The 21,253-nt window shown below is 63.9% G+C and carries 22 protein-coding genes; 11 read left to right on the top strand and 11 right to left on the bottom strand.

What is annotated here, in order from left to right; all coding sequences use genetic code 11:
• The first annotated feature begins 31 nt into the window (after nucleotides 1–31).
• Nucleotides 32–985, top strand: coding sequence for an LLM class flavin-dependent oxidoreductase (locus tag GEV05_18445; GenBank protein MPZ45333.1), 954 nt, complete (start codon nucleotides 32–34; stop codon nucleotides 983–985).
• Between the two features lie 84 nt (nucleotides 986–1,069).
• On the opposite strand, the gene GEV05_18440 is transcribed toward GEV05_18445, so the two are convergent.
• A complete protein-coding gene (locus tag GEV05_18440; GenBank protein ID MPZ45332.1) occupies nucleotides 1,070–1,396 on the bottom strand; it encodes an antibiotic biosynthesis monooxygenase in 327 nt (108 codons plus the stop codon).
• A 9-nt stretch (nucleotides 1,397–1,405) separates the two neighbouring features.
• Entirely contained in the window at nucleotides 1,406–2,650 is a 1,245-nt protein-coding gene (locus GEV05_18435; GenBank protein MPZ45331.1) for a mandelate racemase/muconate lactonizing enzyme family protein, read from the bottom strand.
• Between the two features lie 66 nt (nucleotides 2,651–2,716).
• Between GEV05_18435 and GEV05_18430 the strand changes: the two genes are divergently transcribed.
• From GEV05_18430 to GEV05_18420, 3 genes are all read left to right on the top strand, one after another.
• Complete coding sequence (locus GEV05_18430; GenBank protein MPZ45330.1) at nucleotides 2,717–3,685, top strand: tripartite tricarboxylate transporter substrate binding protein; 969 nt, start codon at nucleotides 2,717–2,719, stop codon at nucleotides 3,683–3,685.
• An 11-nt stretch (nucleotides 3,686–3,696) separates the two neighbouring features.
• Nucleotides 3,697–4,521, top strand: coding sequence for a hypothetical protein (locus GEV05_18425; protein MPZ45329.1), 825 nt, complete (start codon nucleotides 3,697–3,699; stop codon nucleotides 4,519–4,521).
• Nucleotides 4,522–4,644: 123 nt separating this feature from the next.
• Nucleotides 4,645–5,175 carry a hypothetical protein gene (locus tag GEV05_18420; GenBank protein MPZ45328.1) on the top strand — a complete coding sequence of 177 codons (531 nt, stop codon included), beginning with the start codon at nucleotides 4,645–4,647 and terminating at the stop codon, nucleotides 5,173–5,175.
• Nucleotides 5,176–5,309: 134 nt separating this feature from the next.
• Here the strand turns inward: GEV05_18420 and GEV05_18415 are convergent, their stop codons facing one another.
• The gene (locus GEV05_18415) at nucleotides 5,310–5,735 is read right to left on the bottom strand and encodes an ACT domain-containing protein (protein ID MPZ45327.1); all 426 of its coding nucleotides are present in this window, start codon (nucleotides 5,733–5,735) and stop codon (nucleotides 5,310–5,312) included.
• Nucleotides 5,736–5,768: 33 nt separating this feature from the next.
• A complete protein-coding gene (locus tag GEV05_18410) occupies nucleotides 5,769–6,632 on the bottom strand; it encodes a TauD/TfdA family dioxygenase (protein MPZ45326.1) in 864 nt (287 codons plus the stop codon).
• Between the two features lie 243 nt (nucleotides 6,633–6,875).
• Here GEV05_18410 and GEV05_18405 point away from each other — a divergent pair, with 243 nt between their 5' ends.
• Nucleotides 6,876–8,153 (top strand): MFS transporter, encoded by a 1,278-nt coding sequence (locus GEV05_18405; GenBank protein ID MPZ45325.1) that lies wholly within the window; start codon nucleotides 6,876–6,878, stop codon nucleotides 8,151–8,153.
• Here GEV05_18405 and GEV05_18400 read toward each other — a convergent pair.
• Nucleotides 8,101–8,796: a hypothetical protein gene (locus GEV05_18400; GenBank protein ID MPZ45324.1), complete on the bottom strand. Its 696-nt coding sequence runs from the start codon at nucleotides 8,794–8,796 to the stop codon at nucleotides 8,101–8,103. The genes GEV05_18405 and GEV05_18400 overlap by 53 nt on opposite strands.
• Nucleotides 8,797–8,955: 159 nt before the next feature.
• Complete coding sequence (locus tag GEV05_18395) at nucleotides 8,956–10,692, bottom strand: thiamine pyrophosphate-requiring protein (GenBank protein ID MPZ45323.1); 1,737 nt, start codon at nucleotides 10,690–10,692, stop codon at nucleotides 8,956–8,958.
• 206 nt (nucleotides 10,693–10,898) lie between these two features.
• Here GEV05_18395 and GEV05_18390 point away from each other — a divergent pair, with 206 nt between their 5' ends.
• Both GEV05_18390 and GEV05_18385 read left to right on the top strand, forming a co-directional pair.
• Nucleotides 10,899–11,204: a hypothetical protein gene (locus GEV05_18390; protein ID MPZ45322.1), complete on the top strand. Its 306-nt coding sequence runs from the start codon at nucleotides 10,899–10,901 to the stop codon at nucleotides 11,202–11,204.
• A 54-nt stretch (nucleotides 11,205–11,258) separates the two neighbouring features.
• Nucleotides 11,259–12,611 (top strand): hypothetical protein, encoded by a 1,353-nt coding sequence (locus tag GEV05_18385; protein ID MPZ45321.1) that lies wholly within the window; start codon nucleotides 11,259–11,261, stop codon nucleotides 12,609–12,611.
• 73 nt (nucleotides 12,612–12,684) lie between these two features.
• Here the strand turns inward: GEV05_18385 and GEV05_18380 are convergent, their stop codons facing one another.
• Nucleotides 12,685–13,338, bottom strand: coding sequence for a hypothetical protein (locus tag GEV05_18380; protein ID MPZ45320.1), 654 nt, complete (start codon nucleotides 13,336–13,338; stop codon nucleotides 12,685–12,687).
• Between GEV05_18380 and GEV05_18375 the strand changes: the two genes are divergently transcribed.
• The 4 genes from GEV05_18375 (at nucleotide 13,315) to GEV05_18360 (ending at nucleotide 16,552) form a co-directional block, all read left to right on the top strand.
• Nucleotides 13,315–13,638, top strand: coding sequence for a hypothetical protein (locus GEV05_18375; protein ID MPZ45319.1), 324 nt, complete (start codon nucleotides 13,315–13,317; stop codon nucleotides 13,636–13,638). The genes GEV05_18380 and GEV05_18375 overlap by 24 nt on opposite strands.
• A 7-nt stretch (nucleotides 13,639–13,645) precedes the next feature.
• Nucleotides 13,646–14,776 carry a tripartite tricarboxylate transporter substrate binding protein gene (locus GEV05_18370; protein MPZ45318.1) on the top strand — a complete coding sequence of 377 codons (1,131 nt, stop codon included), beginning with the start codon at nucleotides 13,646–13,648 and terminating at the stop codon, nucleotides 14,774–14,776.
• Between the two features lie 15 nt (nucleotides 14,777–14,791).
• Complete coding sequence (gene modA / locus GEV05_18365; protein ID MPZ45317.1) at nucleotides 14,792–15,586, top strand: molybdate ABC transporter substrate-binding protein; 795 nt, start codon at nucleotides 14,792–14,794, stop codon at nucleotides 15,584–15,586.
• A 123-nt stretch (nucleotides 15,587–15,709) separates the two neighbouring features.
• Nucleotides 15,710–16,552, top strand: a complete 843-nt coding sequence (locus tag GEV05_18360; protein ID MPZ45316.1) for an amidohydrolase family protein — start codon at nucleotides 15,710–15,712, stop codon at nucleotides 16,550–16,552.
• A gap of 69 nt (nucleotides 16,553–16,621) precedes the next feature.
• Here GEV05_18360 and GEV05_18355 read toward each other — a convergent pair whose 3' ends face one another.
• The 4 genes from GEV05_18355 to GEV05_18340 all read right to left on the bottom strand — a co-directional run.
• Nucleotides 16,622–17,203 (bottom strand): cupin domain-containing protein, encoded by a 582-nt coding sequence (locus GEV05_18355; GenBank protein MPZ45315.1) that lies wholly within the window; start codon nucleotides 17,201–17,203, stop codon nucleotides 16,622–16,624.
• Nucleotides 17,200–18,234 carry a hypothetical protein gene (locus GEV05_18350; protein MPZ45314.1) on the bottom strand — a complete coding sequence of 345 codons (1,035 nt, stop codon included), beginning with the start codon at nucleotides 18,232–18,234 and terminating at the stop codon, nucleotides 17,200–17,202. Before GEV05_18350 ends, GEV05_18355 begins: the two co-directional genes overlap by 4 nt.
• A 111-nt stretch (nucleotides 18,235–18,345) precedes the next feature.
• A complete protein-coding gene (locus GEV05_18345; protein ID MPZ45313.1) occupies nucleotides 18,346–19,833 on the bottom strand; it encodes a CocE/NonD family hydrolase in 1,488 nt (495 codons plus the stop codon).
• A partial coding sequence (locus GEV05_18340; GenBank protein MPZ45312.1) for a Pyoverdin chromophore biosynthetic protein pvcC occupies nucleotides 19,794–21,253 on the bottom strand: 1,460 nt, incomplete at its 5' end. The genes GEV05_18345 and GEV05_18340, both read right to left, overlap by 40 nt.

Genomic DNA, 21,253 nt, shown 5'->3' with positions numbered 1-21,253 from the left:
GGCATGACGAACCTCTGACTCAGGACAATAGATGCCACGCAGTATCGCCGCCGGTGTCGGTCTAGCGGAATACCCGTTCCGGACAACATCCGGTTTCTGGCGCTGGGTCGATCTGTGCGAGCAGGGCGGCGTCGACTCGATCTGGCAGAACGATCGCCTGGTGAGCCGCATCCCGTTTCTGGAATGCATGACTGCCCTGGCCGCGGTCGCCGGCCGCACGCGACGGATCAAGTTCGGTGTCAACGTCGTCGCGGTCGCGATGCGCGATCCGGTGCTGCTGGCCAAGCAATGCGCCACCATCGACGTGCTGTCCGAAGGCCGCATGCTGCCCGGCTTCGGCATCGGCAGCCCGAGAGGCGCCGAATGGGATGCCATGCACCTCGACTCGACCACGCGCGGCCGCAAGACGGACGAGGCGCTGGAAATCATTTCCCGGCTGTGGAAGGGTGAAGAGCTGAGCTACACGGGGACGCACTTCCGGCTGACGCGCGCCTCGATCTCGCCGCTGCCCGTCCAGGCCGCTTTTCCGATGTGGATCGGTGGATCGTCGGACGCGGCGCTGCGGCGCACGGCGAAGTACGGCACCGGCTGGCAGGCGGGATCCGAGACGCCCGAAACGGTCGGCCGCGTGATCGCCGCGATCAAGGATGCCGCGGCCAGAACGGGCCGCTCGATCGACGAGGATCACTACGGCGCCGCTTTCTCCTATCGCTTCGGCGGCCCGGACGATCCTGGCGTGGCGAAAGCAATGGAGCACTACAAGGCCCGCACCGGCCGCGACGCCGGCGCGCACTTCGTCTGCGGCGATGCTGGAGCGATCATCGAGCGGATCGCCCGCTACGTCGAGAATGGCGCCTCCAAATTCGTCCTGCGTCCGGCGGCCGCTGGAGACGAAGATATGTACACGCAGACCAAGCGGTTGGTAGAGGAGGTGCTGCCGCGGATGGCGCAGCGCTGGCCTCGGCCAGCGAAGATCCAGCGGTAAGCGGCGACGATTCCACCGTTGCGACGACGGATCGCTGCTTGTCGCCCTTGAACGATATGTCGGCTGGAGAGCTCGCGAGTCCGCCTACTTGTAGTCCTTCGGGAAGATCGTCGAGCAGCGACTGGCGTTGGTGGGCTCGGCCAGGACTTCGGCGGCGGCAGCGCGCCAGCGCGGATAGTGCGCGGCTGCCTGATGCGCTTTGAACGCGTCCTCGTCGCGGTAGACCTCGTAGAAGAAAAACCTGTTCGGGTCCGCGTTGTCCTGCAGCACGTCGAAGCGCAAGCAGCCTGGCTCGTCGCGCAGCGAACAGGTGGAATCGTCCAAAGCCGCAGCAAGGAATTTCTCGCGCATCTCCGGCTTCACCTTGAGTGGAACCACAACGGCATACATGGATTTCTCCTCTTCGGACATGATGGAACTTCACCCCACCCGCATGCGCGCGACCAGCGCCTCATCCGGATCCTGCCCCAACCCCGGTCCCTGCGGCAGCGCAAACTCGCCGTTGTTCGGGTTGATCTGATCGCCGAAGGGCGTCTCGGCGAAATCGCAGTAGTAACGCTCGATCGGTATCTCGCGCGCTGCGGCGGCACAGACATGGATCGATGCCATCAGGCCGGGCCCGAAGTAGGGCGAATGCGGCACGACCACCACGCCATGCGCCTCGCCCAGCGCGAACACCTTGCGCATTTCGGTGACGCCACCGACTTTGGTGACGCTGGGCTGTGCAATGCCGATGGCCCCGATTTCCATCAGGCGCTTGAACTCCATCAGATTCGAGCAGTTTTCCCCTGCGGCGATGGGCATGGGCGCCACGGCGCGCAGCCTTGCCAGACCCGAATGATCGTCTGGCGGATAGATCGGTTCCTCCAGCCAGGCCAGTTCCTGATCGGCAAGCTTTCGGGCCGCTGCAATCGCCTCGTCCACGGTCCAGGGGCAGGAACAATCCACCATCAGCGGCACGTCGCTACCGCACGCCCGCTTGGCCGCTCGGATGATGTCGATCCTGTTTTCGTGCAGCTTGATGAAGCGATAACCGCGCTCGATCGCTTCGCGCGTTTTTCGCTCCACCACATCCGCTGCACCATAGCGCAGCAGGCTCGCATACGCCGGCAGTGTGGTGCGCGAACTACCGCCGAGCAGCTTGTAGAGGGGCATGCCGGCGCGCTTGGCGGCGATGTCCCAGAGCGCGATGTCGAGCCCGGAAATGGCGTACACGGTCGGACCGCTGCGGCCGGTGTTGTACAGACCGCGGTGCAAATCGGCCTGGATCTGGGCGATGTTCGTGGGGTCCTTGCCGAGCGCGCGCGGCGCGATGAGCTGCGCAATCGCCGTCATCGTGCTCTGCCAGCCTGCGTTGGAGAACGCCTCGCCCCAGCCAGTGATGCCGTCGTCGGTCTCCACCTTCACCAGTACCGTATGCACGTCGGTCTTCGGTGCGCCGCCGGCGTGCGGCACGGCGTCGTCCAGTAGCATCGGCGTGCGGACAAGGATCGGTTCAATTCGGGTAATTTTCATCGGGTCACTCGGTCCCAGTCCTGCCCGTACGGGCCTATTGGCGATTCGATGGCCAAGATCGTGCCTGCTGAACCGCTGGGGTTGTTCGGAGCAGCGACAGTTCGTTTTGCCGCAGTGATTTTGCAGTAGCATAACCGGAAGCGTGAGCATTGCGCCCTGGCCCGGAAAAGCAGCCGTGTGCGTACACCCGATGACACCAATAACGAGGAGGAGATCATGCGTCAGCTCGCCTGTTTCCCGTTGTTCGCAACGCTGTTGGGATCGACCGCGCTGCCGGCGATCGGCGCCGACAGCTATCCCAGCCGTCCGGTCCGCCTCATAGTTCCATTCGGAGCGGGAGGGGGCACGGATTTCATAGCGCGCGCCCTGGCGGACAAGCTCGGGCAAGAGTTGGGCGGCAGCATCGTGGTTGAAAATCGCTCTGGCGCGGGTGGCACCCTGGGCTCGGCCTACGTGGCGCAATCGGCACCGGACGGCTACACGTTCCTGTTTACGTCCGCGAGCTACGTCTTCAACCCGAACTTCTATCCCAATCTTCCCTACGATCCGGTCAAGGATTTCAAGCCCATCACGAACTTCGCGCAGACGCCGAATATCCTGGTCGTTCATCCCTCGCTGCCCGCGAAGAGCGTGGGGGAATTGCTGGCGCTCGCCCGCAAACGCCCTGGAGAAGTTCTTGCCGGCACCGGCGGGGTCGGCAGCAACATCCACCTCACCACGGCGCTGTTCGCACACATGGCCAAGATTCAACTGACGTATGTGCCGTACAAGGGAGCCGGCCCCGCTCAGATCGGCCTCATGGGTGGGGAAGTCCCGATGTTGATGGCCGGCATCTCGTCGGCAGCCCCCTTCGTGAGAGCGGGCAGGATGCGCGCTCTGGGGGTTACCACGAAGCAGCGGGTGGACATCATGCCGGATGTGCCAAGCATCCATGAGGCCGGCGTGCCTGGGTACGACAAGGCGGGCTGGTACGCGTTGTTCGCTCCGGCGGCAGTGCCGAACGCCATTTTGACCCGCGTCTATGAGGCGGCGGCCAGAGCCCTGAAAGACCCCAAAATCGTGAAAACGCTCGCAGCCGAGGGATCTATCGTCGTCGGCAATTCACCCGCCGATTTCACCGCGTTCATCCACTCCGAGCTCAAGACGTGGTCCAAGTTGATACGCGAGATGAAGATATCGAAATGACGCGGTGATTTATGGAAAACGAACGCCTGGGAAAGTACACGATGCCCGGCATCGGCTTCGGGACGCTGGGCAATGTCGGCGATGCGGGCCGCGATCTCGTCGAAGCGGCGCTCGCCGAAGGGTACCGGTACATCGACACATCCCGGTATTACGGCAACGAGGAGGCGGTCGGGAAGGCCTTGGCGCGCTCTTCGGTCGCGCGGACCGACGTCTGGGTGACGACGAAGCTTCTGCACCCCAAGACACCGCCGCAGTCGGACCTCGCGCTCGAGCTCGACAAGAGCCTGCGCCTGCTGCAAACCGACTATGTCGATCTGCTGCTGATCCACTGGCCCAACCCGGCAGTGCCGTTGGAGTGGGCCCTGGGTGAGTTCGCAGCGCTGCGCAAGCAAGGCAAGACGCGTACGATCGGCGTGTCCAACTTCCCGGCGGCCCTGTTGCGGCAGGCCCTGGAGATCGTTGGCGACCTGGCGGCCAATCAAGTCGAGTACCACCCCTATCTGAGCCAGCGCCCGCTCCTGGACCTGATGCGCGAGCTCGGGCTCGTGCTGATCGCTCATTCGCCGCTTGCGCGCGGAACACTCCTGAACGATCCGGTGCTGCAGGAGATCGCGCAGCAGCGGCAGTTGAGCATCGCGCAAGTCGCGCTGCGGTGGCTCGTGCAGCAGGAAGGGGTCGTCGCCATCCCCGGCGTCCAGAACGTCGCACAGTTGCGCGACAACCTGAAGGTGCTCGACGTTACGCTGACGAACGACGAGATGGCCGCGATCTCGGCGCTGGAGCGCGGTACGCGTATCGTCAATCCGCCGCACAGTCCCGCGTGGGACCCCGCATGAGTATCCATGTCCGCGTGCAGCTCGCCGGGCCGGAGTTCGGTGCCGGGCATGCGCAATGATGAGGGAGGTCATCGGAAGGCCAGCTAGCTAGCGCAATCGTCACGGTCGAGCGGAGGTAATCCGGTGCCTCACCTGATCGAACCCGCCACCAGCGGTCGCTCCGGCTGCCGCGGCTGCGGCCGTCGTATCGGGCGCGGCGAGCTGCGTTTCGGCGAACGCCTGCCCAATCCGTTCGCCGAGAGCGAGATGACGTTGTGGTTTCATCCCGGCTGTGCGGCCTGCAAGCGCCCGGCGCCGCTTCTCGAGGCTCTCGCGCAAGCACCGGCGAACGTTCCCGACCGGGAAGGATTGGAGCGCACGGCGCGTAGAACACTCGCGCACCACCGCCTTGCACGCATCGACGGTGCAGAGCGGGCGCCGAGCGGACAAGCGTCCTGCCGCGCCTGCCGGCAGGCAATCACGCATGGAGGCTGGCGGATTCGCCTGGTCTTCTTCGAGGCGGGCCGCTTCTCGCCGGGGGGATTCGTGCACCTCGACTGCCGTAAGGCGTACTTCGAGACGGACGACGTTCTCGAGCACCTGCTGCAGTTTGGTTCCTCTCTGGACGACGGCGAACGCGAGTCGTTGCGGCTGGCCTGTGAAGGCCAAGCTTGAACACTGCTGCCGCTTGCGCGCGGTGACTCATCCCAAAGCTGGCGGTCGTAGCCCGCGATCGCGACCGCGACCGCTACCGCTTCACCCAGCATGTCCTGCCAGAACAGTGCGGTGGCCGGGTGTGCTGTGCCGCGCTATTTCAGCTTCTTCAACGCCGCAATGGCCTTCGTCTGGTCTTTGGCGCTGTCGCACGCGATGTAGCTCACGAACTTCCTGCCGATGGCGATTCCGCTGATGCCGCGAAAGCTGATTCCCGCCTCGCCGAGGGCACGCGCGATCTTCGCTCCCAGGCCCGGCCGGTCCGCGCCTTCGATCCTTACGGAATAAATGGTCTTGGGGCTGCCCATGCCGACTTCCCGGGCGGCGCGGGTCACTTTGGCCCCCTTGACCGGCGTCACGAACAACATGCCCTTGCCCGATTTTTCCGGCGTGCGCCGCGCAAACACCATTTCGAAGTTCGCCCCCGCATTCACGAGCGGTTCGAGCTTGTCGGCTACGCCTCCTGCGCGGTCGTCGATCCTTACCGCCCAAACTTCTGCTTTCGTTGCCGTGAGTGCCATAGCGCCCTCCTGTCGAGAATGGCCGGCGGGGGATTAAATGACGGCCTCGCCGGCCGACGTGGATTTGTGCATGAGCCGGCGCGCATTGGGCGCAAAGGCATTGCGATGATGCATGGTGCAGCGGTTATCCCACACGAGCAGGTCTCCGATCCGCCACTTGTGCTGCCACACGTATTTGTCCTGGCAAGTATGCGCCCAGATCTCGTCGAGCAGCGCTTCGCTTTCCTCGAGTGCCAGACCGAAGACGTAAGAGTTGAGGCGGCGTCCGAGGTATAGGCATTTTCGCCCCGTGAACGGATGGGTACGCACGATCGGGTGTTTCACCCCCGGTGCTTTCGACGGATCCGTTACGTCGGCGAATTCGGGACGGCGCACGCCGGCGGAATTGTGTACTTTCGAGTGATTGGCGTATTTGCCGTTGATCCTTGCTGCCAGCTCGGCGGGCATATCCTCATAGGCACTATACATGTTCAGAAACGCGGTTTCGCCGCCTTGCTCGGTCACTTCGATGGCGTGCAGCAAGCTCGCAGAAATCGGCTTTTCCGTAAACGAGCTGTCCGTATGCCAAAACGCTTCGTCGCTGCCGAGCGCCCCGAGGGGCTTGCCCTCGGCATCGACGATGTTCGAGATGATCGTGATATCGTCCGGCACTTCGTCCGGCAAGTATTTCTTGCGTCCCAGGCCGAGCAGTTGATTCGCGGCGCGCCCGGGCGGGCCGAACAATTCGCGCAGCCGCAGCAGATCGGAGAAGCTCAAGCGTTGCCCGCGGAACAGCAACACGAGGTTTTTTGCGTAGGCGTTGAAGATGAATTCGCGTTGCGCGGCGGAGATATCCTGCGATAGATCGATGCCGGTAATCTCGGCTCCCAGCGCGCGGCCCGTCGGGATCACGTCCATTGCTTGCAAAGCCTCCTCGAATCTGCGGGGGTACCCCCGCTGCTCGTGCCGAAATGATCACTGAAGAGGCGCACGTCGAGTCATTCGCACAGTGCGAAGCACGCGCACTCTCTTCAACCTGGCTGTCGATAGTAAGCTCCGGGAGGGCGACTTCGTCAAGCTGGCAGAGACGGTAGCAGCCCGGGCCGCCAGCGGCCCCGCAGTCGTTGTCGGATAGAGGACGCATTAGCAGGTGAACGCATCGTGTCCGATTTGATCGCCTGGTTCGGCCGGCGCGGCATCTACTACGGCTGGGTCATCGTCGCCGTCATGTTCGTCACCCTGTTCGTTTCCAACGGGTTTCGCTTCGCATTCGGCGTCTTCTATTCCGCGATCCTCGACGAGACCGGCTGGGGGCGTGCGGAAACGGCGGGCGTGGTTTCCGCCGCCATGATCGTCTATGCCTGCACCGCGGCGCTGAGCGGTTACCTGTTCGACCGCCTGGGCGCGCGCGTGCTCTTTCCGATCGGCGCGCTCTGCATGGGGGCGGGGCTGATGCTCTCCTCGGCGAGCGAGTCCCTGGCGGGCTTGACCGTCTCCTACGGCATCCTGCTGGGGTTCAGCTACGCGACGCTTGGATTCATTCCGCATATGGCCATCGTGCCGCGATGGTTCGATCGGCGGCGAGGGCTCGCATCCGCGGCATCGTTGGCCGGCGTCGGCCTGGGCTCCCTCGTAATCGCGGCGCTCAGTGCGGAATTGATCGTGCACATCGGCTGGCGCCACACCCTGTGGTGGTTTGGCATTGCCGCGATGGTGGTGCTGATTCCCATCAACCTCCTGTTTCATCGCCATTCCGCCGAGCGCTTTGGCCTCGCGCTCGATGGTCCGTCGCCGCGAGCCGCCGCGCGCACCGCGCGGCCCAAGTCCGACGCGACCATCCGGGACGCGGTGCGCGCTTCGGATTTCTGGCTGCTGGCCCTCGCTGTCACGATGACGGGCACGTGCACCATGATCATCGTCGTGCACCAGACGCGCATGCTGGTGGACATGGGATACGGCCTGCCGGTGGCGTCGGTCATCTTCGGCATGCTCGGTGTGCTGCGCGCCATAGGTGGCTTGATCTGGGGGCCGCTTTCCGACCGGATCGGCCGCTCGGCCGTCGTCGTCGTCATATGCGCCATCAGCCTCGTCGGGCTGGCGTTGCTGTGGCTGACGACTCTCGTTCCGGCCGAATCCGCCGGCTTGCGCATCGCCCTGCTGTCGGGCTACCTGCTGACGTTCGGCATCGGCTACAACGGCATCGCCCCGGTTTACGCCTCCGCAGTCTCCGACCGGTTCGCCGGAAAGAACCTGGGTACGATCCTCGGGCTGCTCGACCTGGGCTTCGGCCTGGGCTCGGCCCTGGGCCCCTGGTGGGCGGGCTGGATGTTCGACCGTTATGGCAGTTACGACACTGTCATTGTCGGAGTTGCACTGGGGGTGGTGTTCACCGGGCTCGGGTTGTGGGGCGCGACTCGGCGGCGGGGCGGGCAGCCGTGAAGCCTGGAGGCGGAGGCAGCACGTGTACGCCGAGCGTTCGCCTGAATTCAAGGTTCGCGCCGCTGGCCTGGATGCGAAGTTCCCAGATGTATTGATCGCGACCGGATTGGGCGCAAGCGGGTGCGCCGGCCGGGTGCGCATCACCGGACGGCGGAAGCGAATCCGGTATGTCGAACCGGACGACAGCGCTGTCCCGCCTGCCGTTGCGACGAACCGGGAACTGATGCTTCTCGCTCCAGCAATCGTTCTCGAAGATGGCGGTCCGGTTCGCCCCTATGCTTTCATGGTGGAGGCGGACGCATGCGAGCTCGGCGCCAACCCATGCGCCAGCGGCGTTCAGGGGTAAGTCGATGACGGCATCGAGACGCTTCCCCACCAATGGAGGTTCCCCCGTGAACGTCAGGCGCACGGCATCGTATCTCAGGTAGTGGTGCGTCAGCTCGGCCGTGCCGACGAGCAGCGTGACAGCGATCAGCAGGAACAATCCGGCCAGCACACCCGCGGGAACGGGGGAGGCTTCCTGATTCGCCAGGAACAGAAACAGCCAGCCAGCGAACGCAAGGAAAGGCAGCGTGACGGCCCATAGCAGCACGAGGATCCTGGGACTGGCGGCGATGATGGTATGAATATCGATCAGTCGCATGCTCCCGCTGGTGGAGACCCCGCGATCGCGGCAGATTACCATGCGCCCGAGGTGGCGCCCTTCGTTGTCATCGACGCTGGGCTCGTCGGCTGCAACGCCGAGCGCAGCCGTGTGCACAGTGCAACTTCGGGCCCACGAGCAACCGCGGGATCCGCCCGCTCAGTCCCCGCCCGCGTTGGGGTCGACGTCGCACACGACGTTGAGAAGCGCTTGGCGCTTGTTCACCATCACCGCCTTCATCGCTCGCTCCAACGCAGGCAGTAGCTGGCTCGACTCGGTGACCCGTTCTCCGTACCCACCGGAGACCTCCACCAGTTTTTCGTAGTGCTGTTCGACGCTGAAGTAGGTGAGCGGCGCGCGCTCCGAGTTAGCGGCGTAGCCGTCTGGGTTGAGCCCAAGCGTTGCGCCGCGCACTGCTTGCCAGCGCTGGTTGTTGAACACGATCCACAGGATGGGCAGTTGCTGCTCGGCCGCCACGTAGTGCGCGGAGACGGGCACGTTGTACATGTAGGCACCGTCGCCCTCGGTGCCGATGACGAGCGTATCGGGCTTGGCGAGCTTCGTGCCGAGCGCGACCCCCATGCCGTGGCCGAGTCCCGAGGCAGCTCCCGGGTTCAGCACCATGCACGGCCGGTCGACGTCGAGGTATTGCGCTTGCAGCGGCGATTCCTTGACGATGATTGCGTCCCGGGTGCGCACCTTGTTGATGCAGTGTGAGATCCAGGCCGGCGCAATGGGCGAAGAGTCTTGGCTTGCCGCGAGCTTCCTGGCCCAATTTTCTTCCAGCTTCGCGTGCTGCGCAGCGCACTCCTCGCGACGCTTCGCGATGCGGGTGGCATTGGCCTTCGCAGGCTCGGCCATGGCGTCGTTGAGCAGGCGCAGCCCGATGTCGCTCGCGCAGGCGAGCGACAGGTCCGCCGGGAATCCGCGCACGGGCACATAGGTGTACAACGGGTCCGGCGCCATGTGGATCACCTTGCAGTCGGCCGACGGGCGGACTTTCGACGGCTGCCATGGCACCGCCGTGTCGAGCACCAGGATGGCGTCGGCGGATCTGACGAACGGATCGGGATTTCCACCGGCCATCATCGGGTGGTGCGTGGGAATGGCGATATAGCGGTTGCGGTATTCGACTACGGGAATGGCATAGCGCTCGGCGAGCGCCGTCAGCGCGGGCATGACTTCCGGATTGCGGCCGGCCCAGTTGCTGATGATGACGGGATGCTGCGCCTTGGCCAGAATCGAGGCCGCCTCGTCGAGCGCCTCGGGCGATGGCGCCGAGGGCGCCGCGGGGCGCATGCGGCTCGGGCTGGTGTAGGTGAACTTCTCGAGATGGAGAGACAGGATCTCGCGTGGCAGCGAGAGATACACGGGCCCCTTCGGGTCGGACATCGAAATCGTGATCATGCGATCCACGATGGTCTCGAGCTGCTCGGCATTCCTCAGCTCGTAGTCCCACTTGACCGACTCGCGCGTCATCGCGGCCTGGTCGAACATCTCCTGCGTCCAGTGGATGTCGAGCGAGCGGTGCCCCTTCAACGTGTCCTCGTTGATTGGCGTACGCCCCGCAGTGAACAGCATCGGCACCTGGCCGCGCGCTGCGTTCAGGAGACCGTTGAGCGCGTTGGCGGTGCCGACGTTGACGTGATGCATGGTGAGTGCCGGTCGTCCCGTGGCAAGGTAGTAGCCGATCGCCATGTGTTGGGCGGTGTTTTCGTGCGGGCAGGTCACGGGCTTGGGATGCGGCAGCCCGAGCACCTGGGCCTTGGCGAGCGCCTCGATCATCGGCGCGAAATCGGTGCCCGCGCTGCCGAACAGGTAGTCGACGCCGCGGTCGGCCATCAGCGCCAGATAGGCATCCGAGACCGTTACCTTCTCCAACGTCCTGGTCGCCATCGCTGTCTCCTCCGATGCTATCGTACAGCGCACAGTAAATCCGATGGCGCCGGATGTCCACCGCGCGCATCGGCCGACCCGTGACGGTTCGAGCTGGCCAACGGGCTTGCTGCTTGCGCTGGCGTCCACGGCCGATTCGGGCGATCATTTCATCGTCCGTGCACGGGAAATTGCCGTTCGTTGCGTTTGTTGTTGGAGTCCTGCACATGTCTGACTACGAAGTCGTTCATCCGCTGGGCCGGCCGATCCGAAAGACCAGAACGCGTACCGCGCGGCGGGCGACGCTGGATGGCGCCACGATCGGAGAACTGTCGAACCACAAGTTCGACAGTGAATTCACCTTCGAGATCATCGAGCAGGAGATCCGGAAACGTTTTCCGACGGTGAAGTTCGTTTCGCACGAGCAATTCGGCGATACGTATGGTGCGCATGAAACGGAAGTGATCCGCGGGCTGCCGGGGAAGCTCGGCGATTATCGATGCGATTTCGTCATCTCCGGCAATGCCGGATGAGGCAGCTGCACGGCCGCGAGTTCGCGTGCCAGTGTCGCTGCCGAGTTGGCCGGCGTGCCAACCGTCACAATTGCGATCGACGCAGGATTCACGAGATCGGTCAAGGCGATCGGCAGGCAGGCGGGCGTCGACCTGCGCGTTGCAACCTACCCGGGCGTCATCTCGACGCACGAGCGCCCGACCATCGCCAGGAACATCGCGGAGCACCTCGTCGGCCAGATCGTTCGTCAGCTGACGGACAAGGAGACTGCGGAGGCCGCACAGGAGCTCGCTACCGGACCCGGCGACAGGGATATCGTTTTCTCGGGCACGTTCGAGCAGGTGAACGAGTATTTCCTGCGCAATCAGTGGAGCGACGGGCTTCCCGTCGTGCCGCCGACCCTGGCGAAGGTCGAGGAATTTCTCCGTTTCACCGACCGTTCGCCCGACGAGGAACTGGGCGTCCTGCATCCCAGCGTCACGGCCGCCACGGTGTGGAACGTGGCCGTCAACGGCGTGATGGCGGGCTGCCGGCCCGAGTACATGCCGCTCCTGCTGGCGATCGTGGAGGTTATGGCGGATGCGCAGTTCGGGCTCAAGCACGGCGGCAGCACGCCAGGCTGGGAAGCCATGATCATCGTAAATGGACCGATTCGCACGCAGCTCGGGTTCGATAGCGGTCAAGGCGCTCAGCGCCCCGGCAACCAGGCGAACACGAGCATCGGACGCTTCTACCGCATCTTTGCCAGGAACGTCCCGCGGTTTCTCACCGGATCGACCGACATGGCGACCTTCGGTCAGAATTTCAGGACGGTCATTGCCGAAAACGAGAGCGCCTGCGCGGCAATGGGCTGGAAGCCGCTGCATGTCGGCCGCGGCTTCGATGCGCAGGAAAACGTCGTCACGATTCTCTCGGTGCGCTCGGCGAGCGATCCGTTCACCACCGCGGGCGAGGCGCCGCAGCGGCACCTGGATTACATCGTCGATTGGGCCAAGCGGATGATCGAGCCGTACCAGAGCTCGCGCGGCTATGTGGAGACGCACGTGCTCGCGCTCACGCCGGTGATCGCGGCGCTGCTTGCCAAGGCCGGGTATTCGAAGCAGGACGTCTCCGAATACATCAAGCAGAAGGCGCTGGTGCCGGCACGCTATTACGAATGGAGCATGCTGCAGGCCGACCATCATGTACCGGGGACGACGCTGGACGACCTGGTCGCGAAAGGCGAGCTGCCGCCGGCCTGGCGGGTCTCCGACGATCCCGATCGCCTGGTTCCGCTGCTGCTGCCGCAAAGCGAGTGGCTGGTCGTGGTCGCCGGCGATCCGCTGCGAAACCGCTCCTGCATCTATCGGCAGAACTTCAAGCAGGGCTATGCTACGAGCAAGAAGGTTATCCTGCCGCCGAATCGGAAGGCGCTTGTAAGCGCGTGATCCGGTCCCGCTAGTCCATCATTTTGATGTTCGCGGCCTGATCAGCGCGCAAACGCATTAGCGCAGCATTCGTTCAATCGACGCTCCTGCGTGAAGTCGCATGGTCGATCGCGGCCAGATCATCCGGGGTCAATTGCCAGTCGACGGCGCGTGCATTGAGCTCCACCTGCTCGGGAGTGGTTGCGCCCGCGATGATGCTGGCGAGCAGCGGACGTGATGCCAGCCAGCTCATGGCCAGCTCCAGCAGGCTGTGGCCACGCGCTTCGCAATACGCGCTGAGGCGCTCCAGGACTTCCCAGTTGGCATCGCGCAGGCTTTCCCCAGCCCTTTGCTGGCGGCACACACGATCGCTTTCTTGTCCTCGAGCCCTAAGTGCATGGTTGTGTTCTCCGTGCCGTTGATCGGATCGGCCACCCGCAGTGATGCGAGTTGCCAGGGTGGAAGATTGTAAGATGGCGAGGTCTCGCACCGTATAACCTTGGAGGCCGCACCAATGTCCGAGCCCGTTCGCATCAAGGATATTCCAGAAAGCGAGCTGACCCCCGAGCAGGCGAAAGTATTCAAGGACCTCGTCGCCGGGCGCGGTCGTCTGCTGACTCCCTACAGGATCTGGATCCACTCGCCCAGGCTCGCCGCGGCACTGGAGACGATCGGCACCTTTCTCAACAAGAAGAGCTCGCTGTCGGAGCGCGAGGTCGAGCTGGTGATCTGCATCATCGCCAATCATTGGAAGGGCGAGTACGTCTGGACCGTGCACACCAGGACCTGCGTCAAGCTCGGGATTCCGCAGACCGTATTCGACGCCATCCGTGCCGGTCGGGAGCCCGAGCTCGACAACGAGCGCGAGCGCGCGGTCTACGACCTGACGAGAATCGCGATGGTGCCGGGCGCAGGCCCGGACGAGGTCTTCGACCGTGTCGAAAAGGTACTCGGCCGCAATGGCATCGCCGAGGTCCTGGCGCTGCTGGGGTACTACAGCTCGGTCGCGATGGCGGTGAAGCTGCACCGCGCGCCGATTCCCAGCTGACAGCGCAATGGGTGCTCGCAGCGTGGAGCATCCATTGTTGGCGGTGAGAAGCGGTAGGTGCGGATGGTTGCGCTGCACACGTTCGAGAGGTAATGACATGGATGCTCGCCGCGGCAGCACGCTACACTTGCGCCCAACGCTCACCAAGAACTGGAGGAGGACCCGTATGAGACTGCGTGCAAACCAGGCGCTGCTTCTTGCGGCGTCGATATCCGCGTTGACTGCTCAAAGCGTGCTGGCGCAGGACTATCCCACCCGCCCCGTCAAGTTGATCGCGGCATCCTCGCCGGGCGGCACGAGCGACATCCTGGCGCGCCTGATGGCGCAACAGCTCACCACCGAGCTCGGACAGCAGTTCGTGGTGGAGAACCGCGCCGGGGCAAGCGGAATCATCGGCACCGATTTCGTGGCGAAGGCGGCGCCGGACGGGTACACGCTGCTCCTGATCCAGCCCTCGCTCACGATCAATCCGCACATCTTCGCGAAAATGCCATACGACGCGGTGCGCGACTTCGCACCCATTTCGATGGTCGTGGACGTGCCGCAGATCGTGTCGGTCCACCCTTCGGTTCCGGCCCGGAGCATCAAGGACTTGATCGCCCTTGCCAAGGCCGATCCCGGCAAGGTCACCAACGGCTCGCCGGGCGCGGGGACGCATCCTCATCTTACCTCGGAGCGGTTTCAGCAAGCGGCCGGCATCAAGCTGCAGCAGGTTGTTTACAAGGGCATTGGGCCCGCCTACATTGCACTGATCTCGGGTGAAGTCGCGATGACGTTTTCCGCCGTCTCATCCGCGATGCCGCACGTCAAGGGTGGGAAGATCCGCGCGATCGGGGTCACCACGCTCGAACGCCTTCCGGCGCTGCCTGAGGTGGCGCCCGTGGCCGAAAGCCTGCCCGGTTTCCAGAGCTCGCAATGGTTCGGGATCCTCGCGCCGGCCGGCACGCCGCGGCCCATCATCGAGCGCCTGCACCAGGCGATCGCCAGCGCTTCCCGAGCGCCCGAAGTGCAGAAGAGGTTCGCAACGATGTCGATGGAGACCGTCGCCAGCACACCGGACGAGTTTGCCAAAGTCATCCGGGAGGAAATCGTCACGTGGGGTAAAGTGGTGAAGGCGGCCGGCATCAAGCCGCGCTGAGGGCGGCCACGGTGCGTGGCGGTGGTTGTGCCAGAAAACCGTCAGGCGCTCGATCAAGGACGAGTGTGTCGAGGGGATCAATTGGCGAATCAAGCGCAATCCGCGCAGGCGGACACGGTGACGCTCATCGCGCCGGGGGGCATTCGGGCGCCGATCGAGAGAATGATTCCGGACGTCGAGCGCAAGACCGGCCACACGGTCGTGGCAACGTTCGGTTCGGGCGGCGGCACCAAAATGCGGATCATGAGCGGCGAGGTGTTCGACGTGCCCATCGTACAGCCGCCATTGTCGGAGGTGCTCGCCACCGGCCATGTCGTCGCCAGCACCGAGACGCCGCTGGCAGTGGCTCCGGTGGCGGTAGCGGTGCGCAAAGGCGTGGCCATGCCGGACATTGCCACACCTGATGCGGTAAAGAAGATGTTGCGGGCCGCGAAGTCGGTCGCTTATCCCGATCCGGCGCGCGGGGCGGCCGCGGGTGCGAGTTTCGATGCAACGCTCGAGAGACTCGGCATCGTGGAACAGATGCAGCCGAAAATCGTGCGCGCACAAGGTGGCGCCGGTGCGATGGCGCTACTCGCAAAGGGCGAGGTGGACATTGGTGTGACGTTCTTGAGCGAAATCCACGATCCGGGCGTGGCAGTCGTTGGCCTGTTGCCGAGTGAGATTTCGAAGCCGACGGCGCTCGTGGGCTATGTTTCCACGCACGCCAGGTCGCCCGCCGCTGCCAGAGCGCTGCTGATGTATTTGTCCTCACCAGAAGCCGCGGACGTGTACAAAGCGCTCGGCATGGTGCCGGGTCGCTATTATTGATCGTTCCGTATTGGACGACAGTCCAATACGGACGCGACGCTCCCCTCTCCCCCCGGGAGAGGGGTTGGGGGTGAGGGACGAGCGTGACATGAAATAGGGAACGCTCGATAATAGGAGGAGCGCATGATCACCGACGCACAGGTCCATATCTGGAACGCGAATACGCCTGAAGAGCCATGGGGTCCGGGAGCAGATTCGCACCTGCCTGATCCCATGCCTGCCGAGCGCATGCTCGGGTTGATGGACGAAGCCGGAATCGACCGTGCCGTCATTTCCCCGGCCGGTGTCGCCCCCAATCGCAGCCCGGCCTGCGCGCAGGCGGCAGCGGCCAAGTACCCCGAACGCTTTCGCGTCATGGGCTGGTTCATTCCTAAACTGCCTGAGCAATACGAGCTGCTGCCGCGCTGGCTGGAGCAGCCCGGCATGTGCAGCCTGCGCCTGTCGATGAACGAACCCGAGCACCAGAAGCTGCTGGCCGAAGGCGGCTTCGAGCCAGTATGGAAGGCGTGCATCGACCAGGATATGGCGGTCGCCGTCTGGACCCGCAGCGGCCCGGCCCTGATGGAGCCGGTGCTGAAGAAATATCCGAATCTCACCTTCATCATCGATCACTTCGCCTGGGCAACGCCCGGCGAGGCGCGCGAGAGCAAGGTGCAGGCCATGGAATCCCTCGCGCGCTTTCGCAACGTACACGTGAAAGTGTCGTCGTTGCCGCTGGTGTCGGGCAGCGCGCCGCCCGAGTACGAGGACCTGCACCCGCTGATCAAGCGCGTGCACGCGGCCTATGGCGCCGAGCGCCTGATGTGGGCCTCGGATCAGACCCAGACCATGGGCAAAAAGCGCGGCACCTATGCGCAGAATGCCGACATCATCCGCAAGTATGCGGCGGCCTATCTACCGGTAGCCGACGTGCAGATGATGATGCACGGCACCGCGGCCAGGGTGTTCAAGTGGCCGGCGGAGTAAGTCGATCGAGCACCTGGACGCTACGCGGTCTGTCGTTTCGACAGGCTGCATGCTTCCGCGGGGAATCATTCAGTCCGTAGCCGGCGCCTTGCCGAACTGGGCCTCGAGTGCCGGGTCGAACTTCCCGTCGATCAGAATGTAGAGCATGCGCACCGGCTTGCCGGAGCGGTTGCTCCAGGCATGGTTGGTGCCGCGCTGGATCACGATGTCGCCCGCCTTCAGCACGATGTCCTGCTCATCGAGGAGCATCGTGATCTCGCCTTCCAGAACCACCGCATAGTCCAGCGACTCGGTTCGATGCATGAACGGGTGGCGCCCGTTTTCATGGAACGTAGATGCCGACTCGTTGCCGCCCGACTTGAAGAACTCTTGCACCTGAGCGGGCGTAAGAGTCTTGAAGAAATCGGGCTCCGGCGGGATCTCGGCGATGCGTATCTTGGTGCCGTCAGGCGGGGTGAAGTCGCGCGGCCCCTGCGTGGGATCGGGCTCCTCGGCCGAGATCGGCACGGGCATGGCAGTGGTCTTCCAGATGTCCGTAGAGCGGTGGCCCGGGCGGTTGGGATGCGACTTCACGGAGGTCGCAGGACCGTCGGAAATGACGATCGCTTTTCCGTTCTTGTCGTGGCCGGTGACGACGCGGCGAATGCTCATTTTCGTCCCTTTCTGTGTGGAAGAAACGTTGCGCCCGGCTGGCTCATTGAGCCTGCACGCCAGCCAGTCGCACCATCTCCGCGAATCGCTTGACGGCGTCGGCAACAAATGGCGCGAACTCGGCCGAGGTGCTGCCGACCGGATAGAGCCCGAGCTTGCCGATCCGCTCGCGCACGTCGGACTGGCCCAGCGCCTTCAGTATTTCGCCCTCGATGCGCGTGCGCAGGGAAGCGGGCGTCCTGGCGGGCGCGAACATGCCATGCCAGCTGACATTCATCCCGGTGGGCGGCCCGCCCGCTTCGGTCAATGTCGGCACGTCGGGCAGGAAGGGCGCCCGCGCCGGCGCGTCGTAGGCGAGCGGCCGCAGCCTTCCCGACTGAATATGCGGAAGTCCCAGCGTCGAGGTTGCGAACATCACCTGTATCTCGCCGGCGACGAGCGCCGCGAGCGACGGCCCGGCGCCCTTGTACGGCACATGCACCATGTGTCCACCGATGCGTGAATTGAACAGGGCGGTCACGAGATGGGTCGTGTTGCCGATGCCGGCCGAGCCGTAGGAGAGGCGGCTGTCGGGCGTGCGGGCAGCCGCGATCAGCTCCTTCACGGTGCGCACCGAAAGCGATGGGTTGACTGTCACGATGTGCCCACCCCCTTGGGAGATCTGGGAGAGCGGAGCGAAGTCCTTGAAGATATCGTAAGGAAGCTTGCGGTAGATGGCGGGATTGACCGCGAAGGACGCCGATGTAGAAGGACGCCGATGTATAGAGCAGCGTGTGTCCGTCCGGCGCAGCTCTTGCGACGATGTCGGCACCGATGACGCCGTTTGCGCCGGGACGGTTGTCGACGATGAACTGCTGCCCCGTCTGCCGCGAGAGCTGCGTCGCGACGAGCCGCCCCATCGTATCCGGCCCGCCAGCGCCGAAACCGACGACCACGCGCACGGGGCGCGCCGGCCACGAGTCGGCCCCGTTCGCGCCGCTCGTGGCGATCAGAAACAGAATCCCTGCCAGAGTTCTAAGCGCCGTGTACATCGGATGCCTACCTCTACCGGGTGCGCATGGCGTACGGCTTGCCGCCACGCCAGATTGCCCGCCTCCTGCGGGGCGAGGCCCGTTTGTGCTGCAAGATAGCAGGAATATTGATCAGGTAAGCGGGCGGCACGGCAGATCGATGTACGACGGGGTCGTAACGCCGTGGTGAACGACATTGCGAGCGACGCGCATATCGGCTGCCGTGTCGCCTGCGAGCAGGGGATGCCCGCTATTGGTATTGCGAGCACGTCGTGGAAAATTGCTGCTCATGATATCGACTTCGATTCGATGGCCCGCGCGGATCGTGTGGTGGATGTGGGCAAGACTGATGACCAGCCGGACGGTATCACCGGGAACCATCGGTTGCGCAGATCCCGATTCGCGATCTCGAAACATCGCACGCGCGACGCCGTCCATCAACAGCAATGCGCGACCGTCCGCTCCGACTTCGATCAGCTTGGCGACGAAGTCCGTATCCGGACAGTCCGATTCGACATGCAGCGTCACGATCACTTCCCCTGCGATCGTCGTATCGGTCTCGAGAGGCGCGCTGCGGTAGACAAGTCCGTAATTCTCCAACGCTCGTGCGGGGCGTTGATCGCGCGGGCCGGCATCGATCAGCATGTTGCGTCCGCCAAGCGTCGGAATCGGGAAGCGCGGATCGTAGCGGTAGCTGCGCGGCCCGCCCCCCGAGCCCTCGGCGGATAAGTTGCCGTCGCCACATAGATAGTATCTGCGCGGGGTCACATCGCGCGGCGGCCAATGCTCGGCGTAGCGCCAATCATCCGCGACATACGCGGACGTGTCTTCAATCCACGCACGCGGCGAATAGTACACGCGGCCCGCGTCCATGATTGCGTTCGGTTCATCCTTTAGCCAATGGTCGAACCACTCGAAATATGGATCGCGTGGCCAGAAGTTGCTTTCGTAGATGAAGTAGTGATGGTTGGGTCCGATCCAGAGCAGCTGGTTTCCGACGCGCGCCCGGATGTCATGGAAGGCGCCGATCACGCTGGTCTGAAAGATGTCGTACCAGGTCGTGGCATGGAATCCCGGGATCGAGATCGTGCGCCGGAAATCGTGCCGAGCGCGAAACGCGTCGGGAGCAGGATGGGAAAGGATCTCGTCGAGAAACGGCTGCCAGGTCGCGAAGTCTGGATAATTCAGTAGAGGCAAATGCATCCAGTCCTCGCTGCCGACGAAGGGAGGATCGGTGCGGCTTGCGGCCTCCAGGCGGGCACAACGCGCGCTGGCTGCTAAGGCGATGCGCTCGAGCGCTGCAGCAGTGATGCCGAATCGACGCATGACGGCCGCGCGATGCGAGCCCGAAAGGCCGGGAATATTGCGCGCGACCCATAACCAGAGCCTTTCCAGCTCGGCATTGGCCTTGCCTTCGGTGGAGGTGATGCCGTAGGGTGTCCGTTGCAGGATCACCGGCCACCGCGGTCCCGCCTGTCTCGGCAGATAGACGAACGTATTGAGCTTCACGCCATCGCGCATGGGCACCATGGCCTGAATACAGTGAATGTCGCCGGCAGCCTGCATCGGTTGCTCCGATACTACTTTTTCTCCTCCCAATCCCACGGCGGCACAGTCCATCCGTGCAGGTCGTATTCACTCATGCACCGATCTGCAAGAGCGTTGAACTCGTTGAGATGGCCTTTGATGCGAGCGAAATTCACGACATCGAGCCGGATCTGTTCGTTGTTGCCGGCATAATTCCGCTCGTACAGGGCGTGGCGCGCGCCGAACTCGGTGCCAATGGCGTCCCAGATCAGCTTGAAGAGCTTTATGCGCTGTTCGGCGGTGCTGTCCGAGCCACGATAATACTTATCGATCAACGGGCGCAGATCGTCGTTGAGCAGTTCCTTGTAGCTCGACGGCGCTGCCAGCGGGCTGCCGCCGAGGAAAGTGGAAAACAGTGAATGGATCTCGGCCCAGCAGTGGTGGGAGAAAAGGCGCATCGTGGCGGCGTGCTCCGACTTCGGGATGACCGATGTCCCCGGGCCGGGCTGCGTATCGAGGCAGAGCGTCGTCGTCAGCGCCCAGATCAGGTTGCGCCAGCCGATGACATCGCCCAATGCCGCCTGCACGCCGCGAAAATCGTCCGTACCGTTGGCCGCAATGGCCTTGGCGAAGAGCCCCGCCATGAAATCCAGCTTGACGCCCAGGCGCGTGCCCGCTTGCAGGTTGTATCGGTTGAAGAAGCCAGAAGCCCGGTAGAAGGCATTCGCCTTCTCGACGTCGCGGTAGATGAGGATGTTTTCCCACGGGATAAAGGCGTTGTCGAAGACCAGAACCGCATCGTTCTCGTCGAAGCGGCTCGACAGCGGGTGATCGAAGGGGCTGATTGCCTTGTCCTCATACGAGCTGCGGCACAGCAGTTTGGCACCCTGAGTATCCATGTCGGCGATGAATACCAGAGCAAAGTCTTCCGCCTTGCCCTGAGCCAGGTGGACGGAGCTGTTCTGGGCCACGAACGTACCGTGCGTAATGGCCGAGCCGGTCGCCAGCATCTTGGCGCCGCTGACGATGATGCCGTCGTCTCGCTCCTTGACCAGGTGGACGAAGACGTCGGCGACCTCGTGCACCGGCTTTTTGCGATCCACGGGCGGGTTGACGAGCACGTGGTTCAGGAACAATGCGCGCGAGGCAAACTTCTTGTACCAGATGAGGGCGTTGTCGCCGAACGGCGCGTAGAACTCGGGGTTGGCGCCGAGGCTCGCCATGAACGCCGCCTTGTAATCCGGCGTACGGCCCATAAAGCCATAACTGAGCCGTGCCCAGGCCGCAATGGCTTCCCGCGCCGCAAGCAGTTCCTCGGCGGACTTGCTCGGCGCAAAGAATTTGTGGGTGCGGATGCCATAGTCATCGACCGTGGTGAGCAGATCGCGCTGCGCCGGGTCGTGCAGCGTGTCGTACAAGCGTGTGATGGAGCGTGCGGCATTGCGGAAGGCAGGGTGCTTGGTTACGTCCGGCACCCGCTCGCCGTAGATGTAGACCTCACGCCCATCACGCA

This window comes from Betaproteobacteria bacterium (assembly GCA_009377585.1).
Classification (GTDB): Bacteria; Pseudomonadota; Gammaproteobacteria; order Burkholderiales; family WYBJ01; genus WYBJ01.
This window is presented reverse-complemented; position numbering and strand designations above follow the sequence as displayed.

Excerpts from the sequence above, each read along its gene's own strand:
- GEV05_18445 (MPZ45333.1), top strand. The coding sequence starts at position 32 with ATGCCACGCAGTATCGCCGCCGGTGTCGGTCTAGCGGAATACCCGTTC.
- GEV05_18440 (MPZ45332.1), bottom strand. The coding sequence starts at position 1,396 with ATGTCCGAAGAGGAGAAATCCATGTATGCCGTTGTGGTTCCACTCAAG.
- GEV05_18435 (MPZ45331.1), bottom strand. The coding sequence starts at position 2,650 with ATGCTCACGCTTCCGGTTATGCTACTGCAAAATCACTGCGGCAAAACG.
- GEV05_18430 (MPZ45330.1), top strand. The coding sequence starts at position 2,717 with ATGCGTCAGCTCGCCTGTTTCCCGTTGTTCGCAACGCTGTTGGGATCG.
- GEV05_18425 (MPZ45329.1), top strand. The coding sequence starts at position 3,697 with ATGGAAAACGAACGCCTGGGAAAGTACACGATGCCCGGCATCGGCTTC.
- GEV05_18415 (MPZ45327.1), bottom strand. The coding sequence starts at position 5,735 with ATGGCACTCACGGCAACGAAAGCAGAAGTTTGGGCGGTAAGGATCGAC.
- GEV05_18410 (MPZ45326.1), bottom strand. The coding sequence starts at position 6,632 with ATGGACGTGATCCCGACGGGCCGCGCGCTGGGAGCCGAGATTACCGGC.
- GEV05_18400 (MPZ45324.1), bottom strand. The coding sequence starts at position 8,796 with ATGCGACTGATCGATATTCATACCATCATCGCCGCCAGTCCCAGGATC.
- GEV05_18395 (MPZ45323.1), bottom strand. The coding sequence starts at position 10,692 with ATGGCGACCAGGACGTTGGAGAAGGTAACGGTCTCGGATGCCTATCTG.
- GEV05_18390 (MPZ45322.1), top strand. The coding sequence starts at position 10,899 with ATGTCTGACTACGAAGTCGTTCATCCGCTGGGCCGGCCGATCCGAAAG.
- GEV05_18380 (MPZ45320.1), bottom strand. The coding sequence starts at position 13,338 with ATGATTGGCGATGATGCAGATCACCAGCTCGACCTCGCGCTCCGACAG.
- GEV05_18370 (MPZ45318.1), top strand. The coding sequence starts at position 13,646 with ATGGGTGCTCGCAGCGTGGAGCATCCATTGTTGGCGGTGAGAAGCGGT.
- GEV05_18360 (MPZ45316.1), top strand. The coding sequence starts at position 15,710 with ATGATCACCGACGCACAGGTCCATATCTGGAACGCGAATACGCCTGAA.
- GEV05_18355 (MPZ45315.1), bottom strand. The coding sequence starts at position 17,203 with ATGAGCATTCGCCGCGTCGTCACCGGCCACGACAAGAACGGAAAAGCG.
- GEV05_18350 (MPZ45314.1), bottom strand. The coding sequence starts at position 18,234 with ATGTACACGGCGCTTAGAACTCTGGCAGGGATTCTGTTTCTGATCGCC.
- GEV05_18345 (MPZ45313.1), bottom strand. The coding sequence starts at position 19,833 with ATGGACTGTGCCGCCGTGGGATTGGGAGGAGAAAAAGTAGTATCGGAG.